Here is a 14,789-nt window from a genome sequence, read left to right as displayed (position 1 = left end):
ACACCCCGATGCCTTAGTCGCGGGCCCCGATCGCGTCCACCGGACGCCGGCGCAGTGCTCGCCGGGTCGGCAGCATGATCGACAGCAACCCGAGCGCGACGACTCCGGCCGCGGTGAGTGCGCTGGTGACCGGAGAGAACGTCGGCATCGCCGTGGCGCCCTCGCTGAGACCGAGCGCGACGCCGACCATCGGCGGCAGGCAGAGCAGCGTGCTGACCACCAGGGCCAGGCCGATCACGACGCCCGACTCGACCAGCATCATCCGGCGGACCTGCCGGTTGCTGATACCGACCAGCCGGAGCAGGGCGAACTCGCGCCGCCGGGCCGTCGTCCCCATCACGAGGCTGTTGGCGACGTTGATCGCGACGTAGCCGAAGAGCGCGGCGAGCAGGATCAGGTTCGTCCAGCGGTTGAGGTCGAGCCCGGCCTGCTGTGCCTCCGCCATGGTCGCGCGGTCGGCGAGCACGACGCCCAGCTCACCCTCGATCTGGTCGGTCAGACCGGCCGCCAGGGTGCTCGCTTGCACCCCGGACCCGGCGCGGACGAGGACCGAGTCGTCGAGACGGGTGGACAGGTGGTCGAGCAGCACGTCGCGCGGCAGCGTCACGTCGCCGAAGCCCATGCCGTGGTGGTAGATCGCCACCACCTCGGGCGTCAGCCGGGTGCCGTCGCCCAGGAACAGTTCGATCTGTTCGCCGAGCCCGGACCTGGTCTGCTGGGCCGCGGACTCGCTCAGCGCGACGGTCCCCTCCCCCACGAGTTTCGTGGTGTCGCCCTCGCGGACGTCGAGGTCGAGGGTGTCGGCCAGGTTCGCGGCGACGACGCCCTGGGCCGGGAAGCCGAGTGTCTCCTGCACCGAACCGTCGGCGGGACTGGCAAACCGGATGGTCGCGGGCCCCCGGGTCACCGCCGTCGCGGTCCGTACGCCGGGCGTCTCCCGGATCCGGTCCACCAGGTCCGGCGACAACCCCGCGCCCGCGCTGGCCACCACGAGATCGGCGACCACGCCCTGGTCCGCCTGCCGGCCGGCCTCCTTGACCTGCGCGGCGCCCACCGACACCTGCACGATCATGATCGTGATCGCCAGGACCAGCGGTACGACGGCAGCCGCGACCCGGCGGGAGTTCTGTGTGGTGTTGGCCGCGGCCAGGTAGCTCGCCGCGCCGCCCGAGCGACGTAGGAACGGGCCGACCAGCGCCAGCGCGCCCTGGACGATGCGCGGGCCGAGCAGACCGACGGCGATCACCAGGACCAGCGACGAGGTCGCGGCCAGGATGGTGCCGACGTCCCCGGCGAAGAACAGCGGCATCGCGCACATCACCAAGCCACCGACCAGCAGCACGAGGCCGATCAGCGTCCGGACCGGGCCGAGCCGCGGGGTCTCCACACTCGACTCCCCCAGCGCTTCGACCGGCCGGATCTTCACCGCACGGCGCGCCGACATCCAGCCCGCGAGCCGCGCGGTCAGGACCGAGAGCACCACCGCGGCCAGCAGCGGCAGCGGCAGCAGGGAAAGCCCGTAGTCGGCCGGGATCACCCCGACCCCGACGAACGCCGCGCGCAGCAGCCAGACCAGTCCGTAGCCGAGCACCGCGCCGGGCACCGAGGCGGCCAGCGACACGATCAGGATCTCGGCACCGATCAGCCGGTGCACCTGCCGGGGCGTGGCGGCGACCGCGCGCAGCAAGGCAAGCTCCCGGCGCCGCTGCTGGACCGACAGCCCCAGCGTGCTGGCCACCACGAACATCGCGACGATCGCCGCGATGCCGCCGAACGAGCCCGCGACCGCCATCAGCAGCGAGGACGCGGCCGAGGAGTCCTGGAACTCCAGCTTGCCCATGCCGTCGCCGGTGGAGGTGGTGACGGCGCCGCCCAGCCGCTGCTCGATGGTGTCGGCCAACTCGCCCGGATCGACGCCGGGCGCGGCGAGCACGCCCACGGCGTACAGGTGGCCGGGCTTGCCGGACAGTTGCTTGGCCTCGTCGTCGGTGAACAGGACGACCGGCTGGCGAAACGTGCCGGCTGCCGGGTCGACGATGCCGGTCAGCCGGTAGGTGGCCGGCCGCGATCCGACCGCCAGCCTCACCTGGTCACCGATCACGTAGCCGCCCGCGGTCGCGGCGGCCCGGTCCAGCGCGACGTCGGAACGGGCTGTGGGCAACGACCCGTCCCGCACCGTCAAGGGGCCGAGCGCAACGGAACCGCGACCGTGCCCGTACGGCGTGCTGCCGTCCTCGCCGTGGACCAGGGCACCGGTCTTACCGGCCAGGGTCAGCCGGAACGAGTAGTCCGGCACGGCCTGCGCGACCCCGGGCACGGCGGCGATCTCGCCGAGCCGGTTCGCGGCCAGGGGAACGTGGTCGCCGAACTCGGTGTCGGGCGACTCGGCGACCGCCAGCTTCTGGTTCGCCGCCACCATCACCGACGCGCCGGCGTACCGCTCGGGGCTGATCCCGGCGAGCAGGCCGGACTGCAGCAGCAGACCGCAGGCGGAGATCAGCGCGGCTCCGCAGAACAGGGCGATGAAGGCACCGGCGAAACCGGTCCAGCGGGTCCGGAGCGTGCTCCACGCGAACGAGAACACGATCACCACTCCCCGAGGTGCGTCAGGTGCGCGGCGACGGTCTCGGCGGTCGGATCGGCGAGCTCGCCGGCCAGCCGGCCGTCGGCCAGGAACACGACCCTGTCCGCCCAGGACGCTGCGACCGGGTCGTGCGTCACCATCAGGATCGTCTGGCCGAGCGAGTCGACGAGCGAGCGCATCAGCTGCAGGACCTGCTTGCCGGTCCGCGAGTCGAGCGCCCCCGTGGGCTCGTCCGCGAACACCGCTTCGGGGCGGGTGATCAGCGCTCGCGCGATCGCGACTCGTTGCTGCTGGCCACCGGACAGCTCACTGGGCCTGTGGGTGAGCCGGTCGCCCAGTCCGACCTCCTGCACGATCTGCGCCAGCCACGCCTCGTCGACCGGCACGCCGGAGAAGCGCAGCGGCAAGGTGATGTTGTCGCGCACGGACAGCGACGGGATCAGGTTGTAGGCCTGGAAGACGAAGCCGATCCGCGTCCGGCGCTGCACGGTCAACTGCTTCTCGTCGAGCCGGGTCAGCTCGGTGTCGCCCAGCCACACGGTGCCCGAGGTCGGCTGGTCCAGCCCGGCCGCACAGTGCAGGAAGGTGCTCTTGCCGGAGCCCGACGGGCCCATCACCGCGGTGAAGCTGCCCCGCCGCAGGCCGAGCGAGACACCGTCCAGCGCCCGCACCTCGGTCGCCCCGGTCCGGTAGGTCTTCGTCACCGAGTCCAGTGTGACGGCGTACGCCGGGGCCTCCGCGACCAGAACGGCGGCGCCGTCGCCCTGCTTGCTGCGCCCTCTGCGCTGCTTGAACATGTAGCCAACCTTCCGGACCTACCACGAGACGAATCAGGACTCCTCTCACGGTAGGAAAGCCGGCCTGCGTGCACAGTCCAGCCAGAACCCGACTTCGGGGTACAGCCAGCTCTACCTTCCGGCCCGAGCCGGCTGCATGATCCGGCGATCGGTGGAGCGGATCATCCCGCGCGACGCAGTACCAGTTCGGCGACCTGCGGCCCGGCCGTGCCCTCGGCCCAGCGAATCCGCACGGCCTCGACAGTCGCGCCGATACCGATCGCGGTGTAGGCGCCGTTGACGGCTCCGGCGTCCTGCCAGCCGGCGGAGGTGAGCACCTGCAGCCGGCCGCGACCGACCGCTCCCTCCCGCTGCAGCACGGTGACGCGGTCCACCGCGGTGGGCGCCGAGGCGGTGATGGTCAGCAGGTCGCCGACGGCCGGCGGCGCGGCGGTGTACGCCGTACCGACGTCGCCGTCGACCACGGCGGACGGGTCTCCGGGCGACGTGCTCGTTGCCGTCAGCACCAGTTCGGACCCGTCGGTGACCTGGACCGTGAACTCGCGGACGACCAGCCAGAACGACGGGTTGTCCGCGAGCGCGCGGTACCGGACGTACCGCGCCTTCGTCCCGGCCGGTGCGGTCGCCCGCACCTCGGCCGTCGTCGCGCGCGTCAGTTCGGTCCAGCTCGTCCCGTCGGCGCTCCACTCGAGCGCGCCCGAGTGCAGGTAGTCGTTCGGGCTGCCCGCCTTGCCCATCAGCACCGCGATGTCACCGATCGCGCGCACGGAGCCGAGGTCGACGCGGATCTCGTCACCGGCCTGCGGCGCCCGGTTGCTCCAGTAGTAGGTCGAGTCCTTGCCGTCGACCATGCGCGCCGGGACGTGCTCGGCGTACGTCGGGATAGTGGCCGAAGCGGTTCGGCGAGGTTCGAGGCCCATCCACTGGTCGTGCAGCAGGCCCGCGCGACTGACGAACGTGTCGACGACGCCCTCACCGATCCGCGGGTAGGTGCTGGAGTGTGGCGCGCGCACGTCGCGGATCGCCTTGGCCTGCGTCACCAGCCGGTCGATCTGCTGCCGCCGGGCCCACGCGGCGGCACCTTCGCCGTTGCTCACTGCTTCCAGCAGCCGCACCGACTCCAGCAACGCGCGTCCCCACACTTCGGTCGCGTCCAGCCAGGCCTTCGCCTCCACGCTGAACGCCGGGTCCACCACGCCGGCACGGATCGTTGCCGGCACCTCGCGCACCGCGCGGAAGGCCGGCCGGATCGCGGTCAGCGCCGCCTGCTCGTTGCCCGCCTCCCAGGCCGTCCAGAACGCCGCCACCTGAGCCGCCAGCTCCGGCGCCGTCTCCGGGTGCAAGGTCGTGTCGTTCGTGTTCAGATCGGCGAACACCCGGAGCGCGTCGAGCGTCCGGCGGTCACCCCCGGCGCGTTCGGCGAGCGCCCGCCGCCACGAGTCCTGCTCGTCGTACGCCGCTGGGTTCCAGCCGAGCTCGGCGAAGGAGTACAGCGCGACCTTGCTGACGGCGGCCTGGTTCATCGGGTTGGAGATGACACCGACGACCTGGTCGGCGATGCCCGGTTCACGGCCGCTGTAGTCGGCGAGCGGAATCCGGCCGGCCAAGTAGTCGTTGACCGGGTAGTTGTCCCAGATCAGGATGTCGTGGCCGAACACCGCCTTCGCCTGCGCCGCCTCCGCGCTGGTGATGGTCTTCGGAATCACGCCGATCCCGGTCCAGTGCACGACGACCGCCCGGTCCAGCTGCTCCCGCAACGCCTTCTTGTACGGCGTCTCGGTGACGTTGTAGTACTCCGTCGGCACCAGCTGCAGCGGCGCCACGTCCGGCTTCGTCACGATCCACTCCCGCTGGACCCGGTTCAGCAGGTCGCTCTGGGCCCGGCCGGCCGCACCGCCGCCGGTGCCGTACTTCTCGCGGTCCGCCGCGCAGTGCCAGGTGTTGTAGTCGATGTCGTCCAGCGGCACGTTGAAGGCCCGCGCGCCCAGCCCGTACAACGCCTCGAACTTCGCGATCAGCGCCTGGTAGTCGGCGTCGGAGGTGTAGCAGACCGAGAGTCCGGGCGAGAGGGCGAAGGTGAAGTCGACCTTGCTGCGCCGGGCTCGGTCGACCAGTTCCCCGAGCTGGGCCAGCTTCTCGGCCGGGTACGGGTCGCGCCACTGCTCCCGGTGGTACGGGTCGTCCTTCGGGGCGTACTCGTAGGTGTTCATCCGGTGCGCGCCGAGGTAGTCGAGATGGTCGAGCCGGTCGGCGTGCGACCAGGGGGTCCCGTAGAAACCCTCGATCGAGCCGCGGTAACGCATCGTCGGCCAATCGCGGATCTCGACGCCCGGCAGCCGCTCGCCGCGGACCAGTTGCGCGAAGGTCTGCGCCGCGTAGTACGTGCCGTCGGTGTCGACGCCGGCCAGGACGACGTGGTGGCGGCGGCCGCTGGTGCCGGCAGCCAGCACGTAGCCCTCGGTGGGAAGTCCGGAGGGCGACGCGACCTCCAGCTGGTCGAGAGCACGATCTCCACCGCCGAGCCAGACGGTCACCGCTGTGCCGGGGTCGTTGCCGTCGGTCGCCCGCACGGTGCGGACTCCGGCACGCTCGAGGGTGGATCGCACGACCCGTTCGGCGTCCGGGTCGGCCTGCGCGCCCCGGACCAGTCCGACGGTCCGGCCGAGACCGAACCCGTCCTGGCGAGGACTGACCTGCTGAGGCTGGGGCGTCACACGGCTCAGCTCCTTGGTCGCCGCGGCGGCCGCTGGAGCCACGACGGCGGCTGGGACGACGACGGCAAGACTGGTCACAGCGGCGATCACGAACCGGCGCATCAACGACTCCTCGGGGCGGAAGGAAAGTCCGCTCCTAGTCACTCAATGCGCGCGAATGTTCGTCAAGTGCTCGCGGTGACCAGATTCAGTCAATCAGGGGTCACAGCAGGCCGGCGTGGTCGAGGGCCAGGTAGGCGGCGTCGGTGCCGGTCATCGCGCCGGGCGTGCGCAACTCGGCACGGAAGTCGGCGAGGGTGAGCTCCACCGGGACGCAGTCCTCGAACTCGTCGAGCGACTGGCGACCGTCGGGCCGGCAGTCGCGGGCGATCGCGACGTACTTGCGGTACGTCGAGGACGCGGCCGACCAGAACCAGCCGACCACCTCGATCGAGCCGCAGGTGTAGCCGGTCTCCTCCTCCAGCTCCCGCTGCCCGGCCGCGGCCGGGTCCTCGCCGGGATCGATGATCCCGCCGGGGAGATTGGTGACCACTCGGTCGGGACCCGCCCGGAACAACCGGATCGTGAGGACGCGGCCGTCCGGGGTCAGCGGCAGCACCGTGATGCCGCCGGCGACCCCGCTGGACTGCTGCGGACCGAACACGTCCCAGTCGGCCTCGCGGCCGTCGGGCAGGCGGTAACGCCGCAGGTTGACGGTGAGGAAGCCGTCGTACACGGTCTTCTCCGCCAGCAACTCCCACGGCTGCGGGTCGCCAACGCGGTCCGCCGCCGGAGACGTTCCGGCGGCAGACGAGGCCGAGTCGTGCGAGGTCACAGCGGCCGGTTGTCGTCCGGGTCTTCCGGCGGGGCGATCGGCGCGTCGTCGGCCGCGCTCGTGCCCGCGGCGCTCTCGTACGAGCCGCCGTCGACGGTCTCGGTCTCCTCGGTGTGCGCCGAGGACTCCGGCGACGGCGCCGTGTCCGGCCGGGACTCGGACAGGATCCGGGCCAGCGTCTGGTCCGAGATGCGCTTGAACTTGCGCACCTGGGTGCGGGTCCGGTCCAGCACCGCGACCTCGATCTGGTCCGGCTCCAGCTGGCGCACCTCGGAGGAGTCGTGGCCGAGGGCATCGACCGCGAGCCGCAGCGCGCCGGCCAGCGAGATGCCCTCCTGGTAGTGCTCGCCCACGTAGTCGGCCACCTGCTCGGCCGGGCCACCCATCACGGCGTAGCCGCGCACGTCGGCGATGGAGCCGTCGTAGGTGAGCCGGTAGATCTGGTCGTCCGCAGCCGTCGTCCCGACCTCGGCGACCAGGATCTCCACCTCCAGCGGCTTCTCGCCGCCGGAGGAGAAGATCGCGCCGAGCGTCTGCGCGTACGCGTTGGCCAGCGCGCGGCCGGTGACGTCGCGGCGGTCGTAGGAGTAGCCGCGCATGTCGGCCAGCCGGACCCCGGCGATCCGCAGGTTCTCGAACTCGTTGTACCGCCCGACGGCCGCGAAGGCCATCCGGTCGTAGATCTCGGCCACCTTGTGCAGCGCGGGCGACCGGTTCTCCGCGACGAACAGGATGCCGTCGGCGTACTGCAGGGCGATCGCGCTGCGGCCCTTGGCGATGCCCTTGCGGGCGAAGTCGGCCCGGTCCCGCATCAGCTGCTCGGGCGAGACGTAGAACGGAGTGCTCATCGTGATCCTCTACTCGTCGGCTGGGGTGCCTGGTGATTCCGCGCCGTAGCGAGCAGGTGCCCGGTGCGGTAGCTCGGCGTGCGGGAGACGAGGGTGGCGATGCGGAGCATCGTGCCCTTGGCTCCCGTGCGCCGAGATGCCGTGCCGGGTGCCGCGCAGTAGGCGGGGAATCACCAGACACCCCATACACTCAGGACAGCGGGGCAGCGGGGCCGTCGGGACGCTGCAGCCGGGCGCCGACCACGGAGTCGACGATCTCGCCGACCTCCGCCTCGGGCATCCGCTGGTAGCCGTCCGCGGTGACCACCCCGATCACCGGGAAGATCCGCCGGGCCATGTCCGGTCCACCGGTCGCGGAGTCGTCGTCGGCCGCGTCGTACAGCGCCTGGATGGTCGCCGTCACGCACTCGGCCGCCGACATGCTTTCGCGGTAGAGCTTCTTCAGCGAGCCGCGGGCGAACAGCGAGCCGGAGCCGACGCTGTGGAAGGCCTGCTCCTCATAGCGTCCACCGGTCGGGTCGTAGGAGAAGATCCGGCCGCCGGAGATGTCGTGGTCGTAGCCGGCGAACAGCGGCACCACGGCCAGGCCCTGCATCGCCATCGCCAGGTTGCCGCGGATCAGCGCGCTGAGCCGGTTGGCCTTGCCGTCCAGGCTGAGCGTGGTGCCCTCGAGCTTCTCGTAGTGCTCCAGCTCGACCTGGAACAGCCGGACCATCTCGATCGCGAGCCCGGCCGAGCCGGCGATCCCGACGCACGAGTACTCGTCGGCGGGAAAGACCTTCTCGATGTCGCGCTGGGCGATGATGTTGCCCATCGTCGCGCGCCGGTCGCCGGCCATCACGACGCCGCCGTCGAAGGTGGCCGCGACGATCGTGGTGCCGTGCGGAACGTCTTTGGACAGGTCACCTGTCCCCAGGGACCGCCGTCCGGGCAGCAGGTCGGGCGCGTGCCCGGCCAGGAAGTCCATGAACGACGAGCCACCTGGGGTCAGGAAGGCTTCCGGCAAGCGGCCGGAGGCATCGAATGTCATCTAGCGGTTCACTCCCCACCCTTTTGCACGAAGCCGCGGACGAACTCCTCCGCGTTCTCCTCGAGCACCTCGTCGATCTCGTCGAGAATCGAGTCGACGTCCTCGTCGAGCCGCTCCTTGCGCTCGGCGACGTTCTCCGACGCCTCGACCTGCTCGACCTCTTCCTCGGTGGTCGAACGCTTGGGCTGCTTGTGCTGCTGCCCGCCGTCCTTCGCCATGGCACACACCTCCTAGAACCGCACTGAAAGAGACGCCCAACCGCCCCTTTCGTTGCTTCTAGTGCGACCCTACCCGGCGGCGCCCCCAGTAATGGTGCGAACCAGGTCACTCGCGGTGTCGCACTGGTCCAGAAGCGCTCCGACATGGGCTTTGGTGCCGCGCAGCGGGTCCAGGGTGGGGATGCGCTGGAGCGACTCACGGCCGGGCAGGTCGAAGATCACCGAGTCCCAGGACGCGGCGGCGACCTGGCCGGCGTACTGCTGCATGCAGCGGCCGCGGAAGTAGGCGCGGGTGTCGGTCGGCGGGTGCGAGACGGCCATCCGGATCTCCTCGTCGGTGACCAGGCGCTGCATCCGGCCGGCCTTGACGAGTTTGAAGTACAGGCCCTTGTCCGGGCGCAGGTCGGCGTACTGCAGGTCGACCAGGGCCAGCTTGGAGTCGTCCCAGGCGAGGTTGTCCCGGTCGCGGTAGGACTGCAACAGCTTCAGCTTGGCGACCCAGTCCAGCTGGTCGGCCAGCTTCATCGGGTCGGTGGCGAGCTGGTCGAGCACCTGCTCCCAGCGGCGCAGCACGTCCTTGGTCTGCCGGTCCGCGTCGTCGCCGTACTTGTCCTCCACGTACTTGCGGGCCTGCTCCAGGTACTCCGTCTGGAGCTGGACGGCGGTCAGCTTGCGGCCGTCCTTGAGCGTCATCAGGTGCGTGCAGGTCGGGTCGTGGCTGACCTCGTGCAGCGCGGTGACGGGGCGGTCGACGCTCAGGTCGTCGGTCAGCCAGCCGTCCTCGATCATCGACAGCACCAGCGAGGTGGTGCCGACCTTGAGGTAGGTGGAGATCTCGGACAGGTTCGCGTCGCCGATGATCACGTGCAGGCGGCGGTAGCGGTCGGGGTTCGCATGCGGCTCGTCGCGGGTGTTGATGATCGGCCGCTTCAGCGTGGTCTCCAGGCCGACCTCGACCTCGAAGAAGTCGGCCCGCTGGCTGATCTGGAAGCCGTGCGAGCCGCCGTCCTGACCGATCCCGACCCGGCCGGCGCCGGTGACCACCTGACGGCTGACGAAGAAGGGGGTCAGGTGCCGCACGATCGACGCGAACGGGGTGGACCGGCGCATCAGGTAGTTCTCGTGCGAGCCGTAGGACGCGCCCTTGTTGTCGGTGTTGTTCTTGTACAGGTTCAGCGGCGGCGCGCCCGGGATCTGGCGGGCCTGCCGGGCGCCCTCCATGATCACCAGCTCGCCGGCCTTGTCCCACACCACCACGTCGCGCGGGTTGGTGCACTCGGGCGCGGAGTACTCCGGGTGGGCGTGGTCGACGTACAGCCGGGCGCCGTTGGTGAGGATGACGTTGGCCAGGCCGGTCTCCTCGTCGGTGAGCTGGCTGGAGTCGGCCACCTCCCGGCTCAGGTCGAAGCCGCGCGCGTCCCGCAGCGGGTGCTCCTCGTCGAAGTCCCACCGCGTCTTGCGCGCGAGCGGCTGCGTCTGGGCGTAGCCGTTCACCACCTGGCTCGAGGTCAGCATCGGGTTGGCCCCGGGCTGGCCCGGCACCGAGATGCCGAACTCGGTCTCGGTCCCCATGATCCGCCGAACACTCATGCGAACGAGCCTACGCGGTCACACCCACGAAAGCCGTGTCTGCCGCGGATCCGGAGCGTGCCCGGCCGCGCGCTTGACCTTGACACCGGTGTGAGGACTTACCGTGCTCGTGACGTACCGCAAGGCGGACCAAGGAGGAGACATGCCGGGTGTGGTGGTGATCGGAGCCGGGCCGGGGATCGGCCGGGCGGTGGGCCGGAGGTTCGCGCGGGAGGGACTACCGGTCGCGTTGATCGCGCGGCGGCGACCTGACGCGGACTGGGCCGACCTGACCCTGGCGGCCGACAGCACTGACGAGACGGCGCTCCGGACGGCGTTGGACAAGGCGGTCGCCGAGCTGGGGACACCGGACGTCCTCGTCTACAACGCTGCCAAGATCGCCTCGGACCGGATCGGCGAGCTGTCGCTGCGCGAGCACCAGGAGGCCTGGGCGGTCAACGTGGGCGGGGCGATGACGGCGGCAGCGCATGTTGCTCCTGCCATGGTCGCGAACGGTGGCGGCTCCTTCCTGATCACCGGCGGGATGCCGGAGACCAAGCCGGACTACGTGAGCCTCTCGCTCGGCAAAGCCGGGGTCAGGGCGCTGGTGAGCCTGCTGGACCAGACGTACGGCGCGGACGGCCTGCACGCGGCCACAGTGACAGTGCACGGCCAGGTGGCGCCCGGTACGGCGTTCGACCCGGACGACATCGCCGAGCACTACTGGACCCTGCACCGGCAGCCGCAGGACGAGTGGAAATTCGAGGTGCATCACACCGGCATCGTGTGAGACTGCGGGGCATGGAAGAACTCGTGGCGCTCCTGGACTCCGACAACTTGGTCTGCGGGTCGGTGCCGCGGTCGGTCATGCGGCGGGACAACCTGCGGCACGCGGCGACCGGCGTCCTGGTGCGGAACTCGGCCGGTGAGATCTACGTGCACCGGCGTACGCCGACCAAGGACGTCTATCCGGCGCGGTACGACTTCATGGCCGGTGGAGTGATCGCAGCCGGCGAGGATCCGTACGACGCCGTGGTGCGGGAGCTGGCCGAGGAGCTCGGGATCAGCGGCGTCGAGCTGGAGAAGCTGCCCGAAGGCGACTACGCGGACGACCTGACCAACTACCACGCCTATCTCTACGCCTGCAGCTGGGACGGCCCCGTCCAGCATCAGCCGGAGGAGATCGACTGGGGCACGTGGCTGACCGTCGGCGAACTCATCGCCCGGCTGGACGACCCGGAGTGGCCGTTCGTGCCTGACACGACCGCCCTGCTCGGCCCGTACGTCCGCAGCCTGGCATGACGATCACCGACAACGGTTGGGACTCGCGGGCCTGGCTGGAAGGCAACTGGTTGCACCGCGAGCCCCGTCGCGCAGAGGTACACCCCCGGCTGCTGGCTGAGACCCGGCTACTCCCCTGGCTCGCCCCGAAGCTGCCCTTGCCGGTCCCGATCCCGGAGCAGACCCAGTACGGCGTACGGCATCGTCTGCTGGTCGGTGAGCCGCTGACGGAGGGCAGTACCGCGCTCGGCCGCCAGCTCGGCGAGTTCCTGAGGGCACTGCACGGGGTGGACCCGGCTGAAGCGGTCCAGCATGGCGCCGGGGACGCGGAGACAGCTGAGTCGGCCAAGCGGCGGTTCCTGGCTGAGTGCCGCGAGCGAGTGGTGCCGTTGCTGCCGGTGGAAGCCCGGTCGGCGGCGAGCGAGCTGCTCGACCGTGTCGGAGGCCCCCGGACCGCGCTCGTCCACTGCGACCTCGGCCCGGAACACCTGCTCGTCCGCGACGGCCGCATCACCGGGGTGATCGACTGGACCGACGCGGAGATCGGTGATCCCGCTGTCGACCTGTCCTGGCTGCTGCACGACGCGCCGGCCGGAATCGCCGAGGGAGTGGCCGAGACCTACGCAGTGAGCACCGAGCTGCGCGAGCGGGCCCGCGACTGGCACAAACTGGGTCCCTGGTACGAGGCACACCGCGGGTTGCTGCTGGACCTGCCGAACGACGTGGCGAGCGGCCGGGCCGGAATTCTCTCCCGCCTCTAGGCAACCTTTCGGCGCGGGACGGTCATTAGCTGGTGTGAAGATCATCCTGACCGACGGGACGGGGACCTCGATGGCAAGCGAATCGACGACCTCCGGGGCAGCCGGCCCACCCGGTGCGGCGAACGAGTCCGACGCCCGGTTGTGGGACCGGTTGCGCGACGGCGACCACCAGGCGCTCGGCGTGCTGTTCGACCGGTACGCCGACGACGTGCACGCGTTCGCGTTCCGGCGCACGGCGTCGTGGAGCGTGGCCGAGGACGTCGTCCAGGCGACGTTCCTGAACACCTGGCGGCGGTTCCGCCGCGACCCACCCGGACCGTTGACCGTGCCGAGCGCCCGCGGCTGGCTGCTGGTCGTCGCCGGGAACGAGTGCCGGACGCTGCAACGCGCCGGCCGGCGTTTCCGCGCGATGGTGGACCGGCTGCCCGCACCGGCGGCCGAGCGCGATCCTGCCGCCGACGTGGCCCGCCGGCTCGACGACGAGCGCCGGATGTCGGCGGTCCGCCGGGCCGTGGCCAAGCTGCCCCGGCACGAACGCGAGACGCTCGAGCTCGTCGTCTGGTCCGGCCTCACTCTCGCCGAGACCGCTGCCGCGCTCGGCGTGGCCGAAGGCACCGTCAAGGCCCGCCTGCACCGTACCCGCCGCCGTTTCCCCGACCTGCTGTCCCGCGTCGCCCTGTCCGAGGAGTTGTCATGAACCCCCAGCTCGACCCACCGGCCGTCCCCCCGCTGACCCCGGCCCGCCGCGCCCGGTTGCGGCACCAAGTTCTCGACCAGGCTTCCGCCTCGGATCCCACGGGCCGGCTCGCCCGTGGCACCGGCAGCCACCCACTGTCCGGCGAGGCGACGTCCGGTACGCCGGCCACGCACGGCAGGGCGGGCGGCCGGCGCTGGCTGGCTCCCGCGCTGGCCGTCGGAGCAGTCGCGGCCGTCGCAGCCGGGACCGTCGTGGTCAGCAACGGCCGGCCAGGAACTGACGGGGCCCCGGCAGCCGGGCCCTCGGCGAGTGTCAGTGCGCCCGCGACGCCGTCGCAGCAGCCGACGACGCCCCGCACGCCGACTTCGTCGGCGACTGCTTCCGCACCGTGGCTCGCCGAGGTCGACCTGGGTCCGGCCGGCGCCGCGGAGACCGCGGCCGTGGCCAAGCGGTGCAAGGTCCCGGGCGCCAAGAAGGTCGAGCCACTGTGGAGCCGCAAAGTCGCGGTTCCCGGCATCCGCACCCCACCCAGCGGCGTCGTCGTGCTGACGAAGAGCACGCCGGGCCAGCCCGGCGGCACCTACGGGCAGGGCCTGTTCGCCTGCTTCCCCGCCGGTATGAGCGCGGCCGTGCGGGACACCGCCTGGTCCGAGCAGCCCACCCGGGCCAACGGCGTCGTCACGCTCGCAGACACGGGCAGCGTCGGTGGCGCGGGCGACGACAAGCCGTCCTTCGCGAGCTTCCAGACGCTGTTCCGGGCCCGGCCGGAGATCGCGCGGATCGAGTCCCGTGCGACCTGGAGGGGTGGTCACGGCCAGTGGACGAAGGGCGCCGTCGCCGGCGGCTTCGCCTACACGCACAGCACCGCGATCATCCCGGCGGGCGAGTACGACCCGGACACGCAGTCCAACGGCGTGCAGCAGCAGATCCGCGCCTTCGACGCCGACGGCAACCAGGTACCGGTCCGGCCCTGAGCGCAGCGTCTGGGTCGCTCAGCGGCCGGGGCGCAGCGCCCAGGTGACTCAGCGGCCGGGGCGCAGCGCCTAGGTCGCCCAGCGGCCGAGCCGCAGCGCCTGGGTCGCTCGGCGGCCGGTCGCTCAGCGGCCGACGAAGCGGGCGGCGGCGCGGGCCAGGTTGACGCCGACCAGGCCGCCCCAGCAGATGATCACCGCGATCGTGCCTTCCATGTTGGCCGCGATCGCGGTGATCGGGATGCCGGCGACCACGGACACGATCGCCAGGGCCAGACCGCCCGGGTCGTTGTCCGGCTTGCCGGCCGGCGGCTGCGGGTGGGCCGGTTCGGGCAGCGGCTGACCCTGCTGCCCGTACCGGGCGGCGGCGCGCGCGTCGAGCTTCTCCAGGAACCCGTCGATGATCTCGGGTTCGTACTCCGCCCCCAGCTCCTGCCGCGCCGCCACGGCGGCCCGCAGGTCCTTGCGCATCTCGTCCGTCGCCATACCTGGACGGTACGGGAGC

General features: G+C 71.4%; 14 protein-coding genes. 5 read left to right on the top strand and 9 right to left on the bottom strand.

From position 1 onward, the window contains the following. Positions 1 to 13: 13 nt before the first annotated feature. The 8 genes from KFLA_RS16010 to dop form a co-directional block, all read right to left on the bottom strand. Positions 14 to 2,584, bottom strand: a complete 2,571-nt coding sequence (locus KFLA_RS16010; RefSeq protein WP_012920849.1) for an ABC transporter permease — start codon at positions 2,582 to 2,584, stop codon at positions 14 to 16. Positions 2,585 to 2,586: 2 nt separating this feature from the next. After that, complete coding sequence (locus KFLA_RS16005; protein WP_012920848.1) at positions 2,587 to 3,381, bottom strand: ABC transporter ATP-binding protein; 795 nt, start codon at positions 3,379 to 3,381, stop codon at positions 2,587 to 2,589. A 161-nt stretch (positions 3,382 to 3,542) separates the two neighbouring features. Beyond that, entirely contained in the window at positions 3,543 to 6,197 is a 2,655-nt protein-coding gene (locus KFLA_RS16000; RefSeq protein ID WP_012920847.1) for a glycoside hydrolase family 84 protein, read from the bottom strand. Positions 6,198 to 6,297: 100 nt separating this feature from the next. Next, a complete protein-coding gene (locus tag KFLA_RS15995; protein ID WP_012920846.1) occupies positions 6,298 to 6,909 on the bottom strand; it encodes an NUDIX hydrolase in 612 nt (203 codons plus the stop codon). Continuing rightward, a complete protein-coding gene (gene prcA, locus KFLA_RS15990) occupies positions 6,906 to 7,757 on the bottom strand; it encodes a proteasome subunit alpha (protein WP_012920845.1) in 852 nt (283 codons plus the stop codon). The genes KFLA_RS15995 and prcA overlap by 4 nt, the downstream gene beginning before the upstream one ends. Positions 7,758 to 7,947: 190 nt before the next feature. Then, positions 7,948 to 8,787: a proteasome subunit beta gene (gene prcB / locus KFLA_RS15985; RefSeq protein WP_012920844.1), complete on the bottom strand. Its 840-nt coding sequence runs from the start codon at positions 8,785 to 8,787 to the stop codon at positions 7,948 to 7,950. An 8-nt stretch (positions 8,788 to 8,795) separates the two neighbouring features. After that, positions 8,796 to 9,005: a ubiquitin-like protein Pup gene (locus KFLA_RS15980; RefSeq protein ID WP_012920843.1), complete on the bottom strand. Its 210-nt coding sequence runs from the start codon at positions 9,003 to 9,005 to the stop codon at positions 8,796 to 8,798. A gap of 69 nt (positions 9,006 to 9,074) precedes the next feature. Then, complete coding sequence (gene dop, locus KFLA_RS15975; RefSeq protein WP_012920842.1) at positions 9,075 to 10,595, bottom strand: depupylase/deamidase Dop; 1,521 nt, start codon at positions 10,593 to 10,595, stop codon at positions 9,075 to 9,077. A 142-nt stretch (positions 10,596 to 10,737) separates the two neighbouring features. Between dop and KFLA_RS15970 the strand changes: the two genes are divergently transcribed. The 5 genes from KFLA_RS15970 to KFLA_RS15950 all read left to right on the top strand — a co-directional run bounded on the left by KFLA_RS15970 (position 10,738) and on the right by KFLA_RS15950 (position 14,287). After that, a complete protein-coding gene (locus KFLA_RS15970; protein WP_012920841.1) occupies positions 10,738 to 11,364 on the top strand; it encodes an SDR family NAD(P)-dependent oxidoreductase in 627 nt (208 codons plus the stop codon). Between the two features lie 11 nt (positions 11,365 to 11,375). Beyond that, positions 11,376 to 11,876: an NUDIX hydrolase gene (locus tag KFLA_RS15965; protein ID WP_012920840.1), complete on the top strand. Its 501-nt coding sequence runs from the start codon at positions 11,376 to 11,378 to the stop codon at positions 11,874 to 11,876. Beyond that, positions 11,873 to 12,616, top strand: a complete 744-nt coding sequence (locus tag KFLA_RS15960) for a phosphotransferase (protein ID WP_012920839.1) — start codon at positions 11,873 to 11,875, stop codon at positions 12,614 to 12,616. Before KFLA_RS15965 ends, KFLA_RS15960 begins: the two co-directional genes overlap by 4 nt. Positions 12,617 to 12,686: 70 nt before the next feature. Next, positions 12,687 to 13,313, top strand: coding sequence for an RNA polymerase sigma factor (locus KFLA_RS15955; RefSeq protein ID WP_148256653.1), 627 nt, complete (start codon positions 12,687 to 12,689; stop codon positions 13,311 to 13,313). Next, positions 13,310 to 14,287 (top strand): hypothetical protein, encoded by a 978-nt coding sequence (locus KFLA_RS15950; RefSeq protein WP_012920837.1) that lies wholly within the window; start codon positions 13,310 to 13,312, stop codon positions 14,285 to 14,287. Before KFLA_RS15955 ends, KFLA_RS15950 begins: the two co-directional genes overlap by 4 nt. 123 nt (positions 14,288 to 14,410) lie before the next feature. On the opposite strand, the gene KFLA_RS15945 is transcribed toward KFLA_RS15950, so the two are convergent. Next, a complete protein-coding gene (locus KFLA_RS15945; RefSeq protein WP_012920836.1) occupies positions 14,411 to 14,770 on the bottom strand; it encodes a hypothetical protein in 360 nt (119 codons plus the stop codon). Between the last annotated feature and the right edge of the window lie 19 nt (positions 14,771 to 14,789).

The organism is Kribbella flavida DSM 17836, from assembly GCF_000024345.1.
GTDB classification, from domain to species: Bacteria; Actinomycetota; Actinomycetes; order Propionibacteriales; family Kribbellaceae; genus Kribbella; species Kribbella flavida.
The sequence above is the reverse complement of the archived record's forward strand: the minus strand, read 5'-3'. Positions and strand labels throughout refer to the sequence as shown.

What these genes read in the sequence shown, in the direction of transcription:
- KFLA_RS16005 (WP_012920848.1), bottom strand. Translation starts at nt 3,381, where the DNA reads ATGTTCAAGCAGCGCAGAGGGCGCAGCAAGCAGGGCGACGGCGCCGCC.
- KFLA_RS16000 (WP_012920847.1), bottom strand. Translation starts at nt 6,197, where the DNA reads ATGCGCCGGTTCGTGATCGCCGCTGTGACCAGTCTTGCCGTCGTCGTC.
- prcA (WP_012920845.1), bottom strand. Translation starts at nt 7,757, where the DNA reads ATGAGCACTCCGTTCTACGTCTCGCCCGAGCAGCTGATGCGGGACCGG.
- prcB (WP_012920844.1), bottom strand. Translation starts at nt 8,787, where the DNA reads ATGACATTCGATGCCTCCGGCCGCTTGCCGGAAGCCTTCCTGACCCCA.
- KFLA_RS15980 (WP_012920843.1), bottom strand. Translation starts at nt 9,005, where the DNA reads ATGGCGAAGGACGGCGGGCAGCAGCACAAGCAGCCCAAGCGTTCGACC.
- dop (WP_012920842.1), bottom strand. Translation starts at nt 10,595, where the DNA reads ATGAGTGTTCGGCGGATCATGGGGACCGAGACCGAGTTCGGCATCTCG.
- KFLA_RS15970 (WP_012920841.1), top strand. Translation starts at nt 10,738, where the DNA reads ATGCCGGGTGTGGTGGTGATCGGAGCCGGGCCGGGGATCGGCCGGGCG.
- KFLA_RS15965 (WP_012920840.1), top strand. Translation starts at nt 11,376, where the DNA reads ATGGAAGAACTCGTGGCGCTCCTGGACTCCGACAACTTGGTCTGCGGG.
- KFLA_RS15960 (WP_012920839.1), top strand. Translation starts at nt 11,873, where the DNA reads ATGACGATCACCGACAACGGTTGGGACTCGCGGGCCTGGCTGGAAGGC.
- KFLA_RS15955 (WP_148256653.1), top strand. Translation starts at nt 12,687, where the DNA reads ATGGCAAGCGAATCGACGACCTCCGGGGCAGCCGGCCCACCCGGTGCG.
- KFLA_RS15950 (WP_012920837.1), top strand. Translation starts at nt 13,310, where the DNA reads ATGAACCCCCAGCTCGACCCACCGGCCGTCCCCCCGCTGACCCCGGCC.
- KFLA_RS15945 (WP_012920836.1), bottom strand. Translation starts at nt 14,770, where the DNA reads ATGGCGACGGACGAGATGCGCAAGGACCTGCGGGCCGCCGTGGCGGCG.